General features: G+C 70.8%; 10 protein-coding genes. 3 read left to right on the top strand and 7 right to left on the bottom strand.

Going from position 1 to position 8,879, the window contains the following annotated elements; translation table 11 throughout:
- A partial coding sequence (locus IMZ11_RS41130; protein ID WP_228648766.1) for a BTAD domain-containing putative transcriptional regulator occupies positions 1-851 on the bottom strand: 851 nt, incomplete at its 3' end.
- Complete coding sequence (locus IMZ11_RS41125; protein ID WP_228648764.1) at positions 851-1,378, bottom strand: GNAT family N-acetyltransferase; 528 nt, start codon at positions 1,376-1,378, stop codon at positions 851-853. The genes IMZ11_RS41130 and IMZ11_RS41125, both read right to left, overlap by 1 nt.
- A gap of 284 nt (positions 1,379-1,662) precedes the next feature.
- On the opposite strand from IMZ11_RS41125, the gene IMZ11_RS41120 reads away from it, so the two are divergent.
- Positions 1,663-3,075: an FAD-binding oxidoreductase gene (locus IMZ11_RS41120; RefSeq protein WP_228648762.1), complete on the top strand. Its 1,413-nt coding sequence runs from the start codon at positions 1,663-1,665 to the stop codon at positions 3,073-3,075.
- Positions 3,076-3,145: 70 nt separating this feature from the next.
- Here the strand turns inward: IMZ11_RS41120 and IMZ11_RS41115 are convergent, their stop codons facing one another.
- Both IMZ11_RS41115 and IMZ11_RS41110 read right to left on the bottom strand, forming a co-directional pair.
- Positions 3,146-3,610 (bottom strand): hypothetical protein, encoded by a 465-nt coding sequence (locus IMZ11_RS41115; protein WP_228648760.1) that lies wholly within the window; start codon positions 3,608-3,610, stop codon positions 3,146-3,148.
- Between the two features lie 104 nt (positions 3,611-3,714).
- The gene (locus tag IMZ11_RS41110; protein WP_228648758.1) at positions 3,715-3,963 is read right to left on the bottom strand and encodes a hypothetical protein; all 249 of its coding nucleotides are present in this window, start codon (positions 3,961-3,963) and stop codon (positions 3,715-3,717) included.
- Positions 3,964-4,195: 232 nt separating this feature from the next.
- On the opposite strand from IMZ11_RS41110, the gene IMZ11_RS41105 reads away from it, so the two are divergent.
- Positions 4,196-5,260: a sigma-70 family RNA polymerase sigma factor gene (locus tag IMZ11_RS41105; protein WP_308066908.1), complete on the top strand. Its 1,065-nt coding sequence runs from the start codon at positions 4,196-4,198 to the stop codon at positions 5,258-5,260.
- A gap of 9 nt (positions 5,261-5,269) precedes the next feature.
- Here IMZ11_RS41105 and IMZ11_RS41100 read toward each other — a convergent pair whose 3' ends face one another.
- Both IMZ11_RS41100 and IMZ11_RS41095 read right to left on the bottom strand, forming a co-directional pair.
- Positions 5,270-5,677, bottom strand: coding sequence for a VOC family protein (locus IMZ11_RS41100; protein WP_228648756.1), 408 nt, complete (start codon positions 5,675-5,677; stop codon positions 5,270-5,272).
- Between the two features lie 356 nt (positions 5,678-6,033).
- The gene (locus IMZ11_RS41095; protein ID WP_228648753.1) at positions 6,034-6,885 is read right to left on the bottom strand and encodes an SDR family NAD(P)-dependent oxidoreductase; all 852 of its coding nucleotides are present in this window, start codon (positions 6,883-6,885) and stop codon (positions 6,034-6,036) included.
- 55 nt (positions 6,886-6,940) lie between these two features.
- On the opposite strand from IMZ11_RS41095, the gene IMZ11_RS41090 reads away from it, so the two are divergent.
- A complete protein-coding gene (locus IMZ11_RS41090) occupies positions 6,941-7,558 on the top strand; it encodes a TetR family transcriptional regulator (RefSeq protein WP_228648751.1) in 618 nt (205 codons plus the stop codon).
- 664 nt (positions 7,559-8,222) lie between these two features.
- Here IMZ11_RS41090 and IMZ11_RS41085 read toward each other — a convergent pair.
- The gene (locus IMZ11_RS41085) at positions 8,223-8,624 is read right to left on the bottom strand and encodes an HNH endonuclease signature motif containing protein (RefSeq protein ID WP_228648749.1); all 402 of its coding nucleotides are present in this window, start codon (positions 8,622-8,624) and stop codon (positions 8,223-8,225) included.
- Positions 8,625-8,879 lie beyond the last annotated feature (255 nt).

Genomic DNA, 8,879 nt, shown 5'->3' with positions numbered 1-8,879 from the left:
GCGGAGAGGGGTGTGAGGGCGGGTGCGGCGCGTGGCGGCCAGGGGCCGTGCAGCGCGGGGTCGTGCTCCAGGACGGCACGCTCCAGCCGGCGCAACTCCGGGCTCGGATCCAACCCCAGTTCCTCTCCAAGCAGCGTGCGGCACCGCTGGTAGGCGGCGAGCGCCTCGGCCTGCCGCCCATCACGGTAGAGGGCGCGGATGAGCAACGCCCAGAAACCCTCGCGGTACGGGTCGCCGTCCAGGAAGTGACCGACCTCGGCGGCCGCCTCGGAATATCGGCCGAGCGACAGCCACGCCTCCATGCGCGTCTGCAGCGCGGTCACCCGTACCTCGGCCAGCCGGATGACCGCCGACCGCGCGAACGGCTCCGTGAACTCCACGAGGGGCTCGCCCCGCCAAGCCCTGAGGGCGGTGGCCAGAAGGGACTCGGCCTGGGCCGCCTCGCCCCGGAGGAGGGCGGCCTGGGCCGCGTCGGCGTCCCCGACGAAGCGTGTGGCGTCCACCTGGGAGGGCTCGATGTCCAGGAGGTATCCCGGTTCGCGCGTGCGCAGCGCACGCGCCGGTGTACGGGGGCCGCGGCGGGGTTCGAGGACCCTGCGGAGTTGGGAGATGTACGCCTGCAACGTTCCGGTCGCGCTCGACGGGGGCTCGCCCGTCCACAGCTGATCGATGAGCTGGTCCAGCGGGACGACGCGCGGCGCGTTCAGGACGAGCAGCGCGAGGACCGCCCGCTGCTTCCTGGAACCGAGATCCAAGGCCGTGCCTGCCCGGTCGACCACTTCGAAGGGGCCGAGGACGTGGAAGTCGAGCGGAGTCGGCTCCCGGGTCGGACGGTCGATGGCCTCGCGCACTACAACTCCCGGGTGAGCAGGACAGCCGCGTCCGTCGCGATCCGCCTTGTTTCCTGGGAATCGTAACTGAACGCTCGCCACCGTTCGCCCGTCCCGGGAAGGGGCGGCCCGAACCCGGCGCCGCGCAGCAGGGCGAGCACCGGGAGGTCCTGTCCGGCCGCGACCTGCTCCCTCTCCGTCCCTCGCGCCACCGCGCAGCCGACCTCGCGGACGCCGTCCGCGCGTAACTCGGTGAGCAGGTCCGCGAGCAGCCTCCGGCCCAACCCGCGCCGCCGGAACGGCTCCGCCACGGCCAGCGCCCGGATCCAGGCGAGGCGGCCGGTCCTCTCCGTCTCGACCAGGGCCGCCGCCAGGGGAGGGGAGGCCGCCGGTCGGCCGATGTCGGCGAGCACGTACATCCGGCATCGCGCCGGCGAGACCTCGGCGGCCGCGTCGGCCACGGCGGCGGCGAGCAGGGTGCTCTCCTCCAGGTGCGGGTGCACCGGGATCTCCCGGAGAAGCAGGACGAACTCGGAAGGAGACGGCATTCCCGTAGCGTCGGCCCACCCCTTTGGAAAGCGCTAGGACGCGGCTAGGACGTGTACATGCGTGCTCTGAGCTGCGGGAGAACGCCCGGAAACGCTGGGGACCCGCGCGGATCCGCCGGGCCGGCTCGGCGTGGGACGCCTGAGCGACGTCGCCGCCGCGGGAGCCGTCCTAATCCCTGCCAGGACGATATGAAGAATCCACCAAGCGCCACGTGGGAGAAAGGTCGTGCACGGCCGGTAGGCGGCCGACATCGGCCCACGGGCCAGGAGAGGAAGAGCAGACGATGAGCGTCATCACCGACGACCCGGCCGGGGTGTCACGAGAGGTCGAGGCACTCCGGCAGGAGGTGGCCGGCCCGGTGCTGCTGCCCGGAGACGAGGGCTTCGCCGCCGAGGTGAGCGGGTTCAACGTGGCGACCCGGCACCACCCGGTCGTGGTGGTCGGCGCCATGGGCGAGGGCGACGTCCAGGCCGCCGTACGCTTCGCCGCCCGCCACGGGCTCCCGGTCGCGGTGCAGGCCACGGGGCACGGCGCCGCGACGGCGGCCGACGGCGCCGTCATGATCACCACCCGCCGGATGCGCGCGGTCACGGTGGACCCGTCGGCGCGTACGGCGACGATCGCCGCGGGCGCGACGTGGAGCGAGGTCATCGAGCGGACCGCGCAGTACGGCCTGGCGCCCCTGTGTGGCTCCGCGCCCGGCGTCGGAGCGGTCGGCTACACCCTCGGCGGCGGGATCGGGCCGATCTCCCGCACGTACGGCTTCGCCGCCGACCACGTGCGCGAGCTGACGGTCGTCACGGCGGACGGCGACGCGAGGGTCGCCGACGCCACCCGCGAACCCGACCTGTTCTGGGCGCTGCGCGGAGGCAAGGGCAGCTTCGGCGTGGTCACCTCGATGACCGTCGACCTCTTCCCGGTCGCCACGCTGTACGGCGGCGGGATCTTCTTCCCGGCGGAGGACGCGGCGGGCGTGCTGCACGCCTACCGGGACTGGGTCGACACCCTGCCGGAGACCACCACGACCTCCGTCGCCCTGCTCCGGCTGCCGCCGCTGCCCGAGCTCCCGCCGGAGCTGCGCGGGCGCTTCGTGGCCCACCTGCGGTTCGCGCACCTCGGAGAGGCGCAGGAGGGAGAGCGGCTGCTCGCTCCCATGCGCGCCGCCGGGCGGCCGCTGATCGACACGGTGAGCCGGATGCCGTTCGCCGCGATCGGCTCCATCCATCAGGACCCGGAGGGGCCGATGCCCGCCTGGGACCGCGGCGCGCTGCTCCGCGAGCTCACCGCGGACACCGTCGACGCGATCCTCGCGACCGCGGGGCCGGACGTGGAGGTGCCCTTCGCCGTGGTCGAGCTGCGTCACCTCGGCGGAGCGCTGGCCCGGCCCGCGCGGCCGGAGAACGCCGTCGGCGGACGTGACGCCGCGTTCTCCCTGATGGTCATCGGCGCTCCGGTGCCCGAGTTGTTCGAGGCCGTGATCCCCGCCGCCGCCGGAGCCGTGTTCGGCGCCGTGGAGCCGTGGCTGACGGGAGGCGCGCTGCTCAACTTCCTGGGGGCGGAGACGGCCCCCGAGCAGATCGCCCGGGCCTGGACCCGGCCGGTCCTGAGCAGGCTCGCCCGGCTGAGGGAGGTCTACGACCCTCAGCGCATGTTCCGGTTCGGCCACGCCGTGCCCGACCTGCCCGAGGGGGACTGACCCTCGGTTGCCCGTACGGGACCGTCCCGAACGGGCATCCACGGATTCCCCCGGCCGCCGGCCCGTCCGGTCACTTCGAGAGGTAAAGCGTCTTCCAGGTCCCCGCGTAGAGGCAGTTGAGGGACGGCTTCGCGGCCTTGCCCTCCGCGCAGACCTTCAGCTCGACCTGGTAGACGTCGCTCCGCGTGAACGAGAACTTCAGCGGCGTGCCGTACGAGCAGTCGCGGAAGCTGCGGTGAGTGAAGGGCAGGTTGCCGCCGGCGTCGCGGTAAGTGATGCGGAAGACCGCCCACCCACAGGTCGAGGACGACCGGGTCAAGTCGTACACCTTGCCGGAGATCTTCACGATGTCCGCCGTGGGGATGTCCGCGTGGTCCTCACCGCGGGCGTCCAAGGTCCCGACCGCCTTCGCCTTGCTTCCGGGGGCGTAGTACGGCCCCCACGAGGTGGCTGACGCGGCCTGCGCGGCGAGCGGCGCGAGCGCGACGAAGGCGGTGGTGAGGGCCAGACCGGCGAGAGCGCGGGTGATCTTCATGGGAGGGGTCCTTTCAGCTGCGGTTGCCCGCAGTCTGGAATGGACCACTTTCAACTTCCTTGACCGCTCACTGCAGGCGGGTGTTCAGCCGCCTGCAGTGCGGGTCAGGCGCCCAGATCGTGTACGACGTTGTCGAGCCGCTCCGCCAGCAGGTCGAGCTGCTGATCGGTGATCGTGTCCCCGTGGATGTGCGCCGTCAGGTCCCGGCGGCGGGCGATGACCAGCCCCCGGTGCGCGTCGTCGATCTCGGCGTCCGGCAGGACGACGCACTCTCCGCGGACGAACACCAGCGTCGCGTCGGGATCCGGTGCTTCGAGCAGATGCCGGACACACTCGCGGTCGATGAAGGCCATCGTGTCCCTCCCCGTGTCATGATCGCGGCGTCTCGCCGCGTGGTCGCGGGCGAGCGGCCACAGGAGTCCCGCTACCCGGGGGAGGCGGGAGAAACGCGCAGCGGCGTAACCGGCCAGGACGAACCGGGACGAGCCGGTACGAGGTGGAATGCCGGGGAGGGCCCTGGGTAGGCGGAGACGAGACGGAGGAAGTACCCCGGGGGAGCCGCCTGGAAACGAAGAGGTGACCAGGATGCGCGGACATGCGGGCACCGGCCGCGCGGAGCCGTACGAGCCCTATGACGAGCATGATCTGCTCGGCCAGTATCTGAGCCAGATCGGCAGGACACCGCTGCTCACCGCTCAGGAGGAGGTGGATCTCGCCAAACGCATCGAGGCGGGGCTGTACGCCGAGCATCTGATCGAGGAGTCGGGCTCCGCCTCGGACGACGCCGGAGAGGGAGGAGACGCCTCCGGCGGCGATCTGGCGGGCGGCGTTCCGGAGGCGAGGAAGCCCGCGCCTCCCGAGGCCGCACCGCCGAAGCCTCCGGAACGGAGCGACGTGGAGGAGCTCCAGGCGATCGTCAGGGACGGCGACGCCGCCAAGGACCACATGCTCCGCGCCAACCTCCGGTTGGTCGTCGCCGCGGCCAAGAAGTACGGCCATCGCGGCTGGCCGCTCCTCGACGTCATCCAGGAGGGGAACCTCGGCCTGATCAGGGCGGTCGAGAAGTTCGACTACGCCAAGGGCTTCAAGTTCTCGACGTACGCCATGTGGTGGATCCGCCAGTCCATCGAACGCGGCCTGGCCGACAAGAGCCGCACGGTGCGGCTGCCCGTTCACATCCTCGAACAGCTCGCCAAGGTGACCAGGGCGGAACGCCATCTCGAAGGCCATCTCGGTCACGAGCCCACCGACGAGGAGGTGGCCGCGGCCGCCGGGCAGTCCGTCGAGGCGCTCGCCGAGCTGCGCCGCCTGGCCCACGACACGGTCAGCCTGGACATGGTGGTCGGGGAGGACGGCGAGACGAGGATCGGGGACCTGATCGCCGACGCCGAGGTGGTCCCCGTCTCGGAGGTGCTGGAGTGCAGGGTCCTCGCCGAGCAGCTCAGGTCCCTCGTGGACATGCTGCCGGATCGCGAGGCGTTCATCGTCACCCTGCGGTACGGCCTCGGCGACGGGCGGACCCACACCTACCAGGAGATCGGCGACCGGCTCGGGCTCACTCGTGAGCGGATCCGCCAGCTCGAACGCCAGGCCCTGCGGTCGCTGCGGCAGCCGGAGCACATCGAACCGCTGCTGTCGTGGGCGGGCTGAGCGCGGAGATCACCTGATGTCCTGGCGCAACGGGTGATCGGCGGGGACCTCGACCAGCACGATGCGCACACCGTCGGGGTCCTCGATCCACATCTCGACGAGCCCCCACGGTTCGGTCCGAGGCGAGCGGATCACGGTGACGCCCGCGTCCAGCAGGTGACGATGCTCCGCCTGGACGTCGCGCACCTGAAGCCAGATCTCCGCGCTACGGCCGCGACCGCCGTCGTCGCCGTCCGGGAGCCGTTCGGGGCTCCCGGAGACTTCCAGGAAGCCCTGGCCGAGGAAGAAGACGATGCCACGTCCATGCGGCGGTCCGAACTCGCGGTAAACCGCCAGACCGAGCACCTCTCGATAGAAGTGGTGGCTCACGCCGAGGTCGCGAGGGCGGATGAGGATCCGGCTGCTCAGTACTTCCATGCGACGGATCCTTCCCCTCAGAGGGCGATTCGTGAGCTGATGTCCCGTTCGCTCATTGTGTTGCCGCAGGTGAGCCGGTAGACGCACTGGCGAGGCCAGGGCGGCCGGCAGCGTCCGCGATCCCGATGAGCAGATCTCATCCCCGCCACCCGGTCATGCCTGCCCGCTTTCCTTCACATCCGGCAACGGAGAGCGTCCGAGCGAGACTGTTGGAAGAGCTTGAGCATCAGCGCGAATCACGCTGGGTGACGCCGTGGCCGCGGCGACCTCACCGGCACCCCCAGCAAGATCGCTATCGGGCGGATGATGCGCCGGGCGGGCAGGGGCGTAGCGCCTCCCGGCGGCCTTCTCGATGATCAGCCCGATGAGGAGTCTCTGAAGTCAGAAGGCAGCAGATGGCTGGTCAGGTCGTACAGCCGACGGGCGGTGGCCGGGTCGAGCGTGGGCAGCGAGGATTCGAGCGGGCGGCGACGGTCGTAAGCCAGGAGGCCGCCCTCGCCCGGCGGGTCGTCCATGAGTTCGACGATTGGCGCGATGGCCTTGTCGACCGGCTGGGCGGCGAGCCTGGCCAGTAGCTTGATGACGGTCTTGGCGGGCTGCTTGAGGTTGTCAGTGCCGCTGTCGGTGAAGCCGGGGTGGTGTAGCAGGTAACGGGTGCGGGCGTCCGGGTGGTTGAGGGCGTACGCGACGCCCAGGAGGTCCGTGGCGCGTCCGCCCTGCAGCATAGCCTTGACGCTGCCGTAGCTTCGCGTGAGCGACAGGTCGTCCCAGTGGATGCGGCCCTTGGTGACGCCGACACCGCAGATGTTCACGATCATCGGGTTCTGGCCGCGCTCCAGCAGGTCGGCCAGGCCGTAGGCCAGCAGGAAGCGGCTGACGTAGTAGAGGGCGAAGGTGGCCTCGTAGCCGTCAGGGGTCTCTACTCGCCGGGAGAAGGCGCGGATCGCGGTGCAGACCAGGCCGTCCAGCGCGTCGTGCCGCGCCCTGATCTCTTTGATCACCCGTACGTTCTCCGCCGCCGACGTCAGGTCGGCGCGCAGGAACGCGACCCGGTCCGCGGCGCCCAGCGCGGCGGCCTCGTCGAGGAAGCGCCGCCCCCTGGCCGGATCGCTGCCCACGACCGTCACGTGGTCGCCCCGGTGCAGGAAGCGCAGGGCGAGTCCCCGGCCCATGCCGTTGGTTCCACCCGCCACAACGTACGTCCGCATATGTCACCTCATAAGTCATCGAACGCTGACTTGGGGAAGAGGAAGGGGGCTCACGTTGCAGAAGAGGGACAGGGAGGCCACTCGGGCGCGCTTGCTCACGGCCGCCAGGCAGCGCTTCGCTCGCGAGGGCTACGACGCCACCAGCGTTCGCGACATCGCCAGGGACTCCGGCGTCGACGCCGCCCTCATCTTCCGCTACTTCGGCTCCAAGAAGCAGCTCTTCGACCAGGCCACCGCCGCCACCCTCCCCCCGGACCTGCTCGAAGGCCCTCGCGAGGAGCTGGTCGCCCGTATGGTGCGCACGGTCGTCGACTACGACTGGACGGAGTACGGCGGTGAGCACCCCCTGGTCGCCATGCTGCGCTCCTCGGCCCACGAGGACGCCCGCCAGCGCATCCGCAAGGAGGTCTGCCGCACCTACGTCGACGCCCTGCGGGACCTGGCCGAGGGAGAGGACGCCGAGCTGCGGGCCGAATTGCTCAGTGCCTGGATGGTCGGCATCGGCGTCCTGCGTTCGGTCGTGGCCACCCCCGCCCTGTCCGACGCCGGCGCCGCTGACCTGGCCCCGCATATCGCGACCGTCGCCACGGCCCTGCTGGGCCGCCCCATGTCGGGAACCGTGGACCAGAGCCCCATGTCGGGAACCGTGGACCAGAAAGGTGAGCCCGGCTGACGATCCTCCGGCTCGGCCCAGCATCACCAGCGGCCGGACGACGTCCGCAACCGTCGGCAAGCATCTCACCGGCGCCGATTGAGGGGGCGATTTGGGGCTGTTGCCACCCGCGCCCCAAGGTGCCGACTGAACCTTGGGACAACGGGCACGTCGTTGACCTGGGGTGATGCAATCCGCCAGACAAGCGGCTTCACCGAGGCGCTCCCCAGCTCTGGGACTGGTGGGTGCGACTTGGGTCTCCGTTCAGTGCGTCTACCGGCTCGCCTGCGGCAACACAATGAGCGATCAGCTCGCGAATCGGCCTCTCAGAGTTCGGCATGCGGCCCCCTGAACGAACCCGGGGCAAATGTCACCAGGTAGCGCCGCGAGCAGCGAGCGCCGTCCTCTCAGGCCCCGTCGCCTCGAAGGGGGACGGGCCTCGCGCGTGCCGAGGTGCGCGCAGGCGGCGCCGCCCGTGAGAGTGCGGTCCTGACCCGAGGGATTGGCCCCTGGCTGGGGCCCAAGCGCGGTGCCTGGCTCGGCAAGGTGCCGGCCTCCGGGGGCACAGCCTTCGGGGTACAGCCTTCGGGGGTACAGCCTTCGGGGAGCCGAGGACGCCACTGTGGGTTCGGATGAGCGGAGGGCGTCGGCTGGGAGTTCAGGGATGTACCGGGGCGGACCTGGCTTACCTCCGGCCGGGGCGGGTGCCGAGGTAGGTGAAGGCCCAGCGGTCTTTGCCGGCCCGGTAGAGCCGGTAGCGGTGGGGGTTTCGGTAGCGGTCGCGGTTGTGGAATTGGCAGGTGGGTCCGAGTTTGTCCAGGTCGGTGGCGCCGCCGTCGCTCCAGTTGTCGATGTGGTCGATCTGGCACAGGTGGGCGGGCAGGTGGCAGCCGTCGACCATGCAGGTGGCGTAGCGGCTCAGGATGACCCGTCGTTGTGCAGTGGTGGCGCGGCGGACTTTGCGGCCCATGTCGAGGACCTCGCCGTCGGCGTTCATGACCAGGCGGGTGAGGGTGGAGGTGTTGGCCAGGCGATGCACATCGGAGACGGGCAGGAACTGCCCGGTGGCGAGCAACAGTCCGGGCATTCTCCGGCCCGAGATCAGCCCTGCGGGCGTCGCCCAATCAGAGACCCGTTCGCCCTGTGCCGGACCCGGCTCATCCCGCGCCGCGCTCGGCTCGCCCTGGGCTGATCTCCTCCCATCCCATGCGGCCCCTCGTTCACCTACGGTCGATGGCTGGTCATCTCGGACCGCATTCCGCTCATCTCGGGATGGTGTGCGCTCATGCTGCGCCGTGCCTGGCCTCTCTGGGGACAATGTGCGCTCATGCTGGGTCGTGCC

The sequence above is a fragment of the Microtetraspora sp. AC03309 genome, assembly GCF_020826795.1.
GTDB classification, from domain to species: Bacteria; Actinomycetota; Actinomycetes; order Streptosporangiales; family Streptosporangiaceae; genus Microtetraspora; species Microtetraspora glauca.
This window is presented reverse-complemented; position numbering and strand designations above follow the sequence as displayed.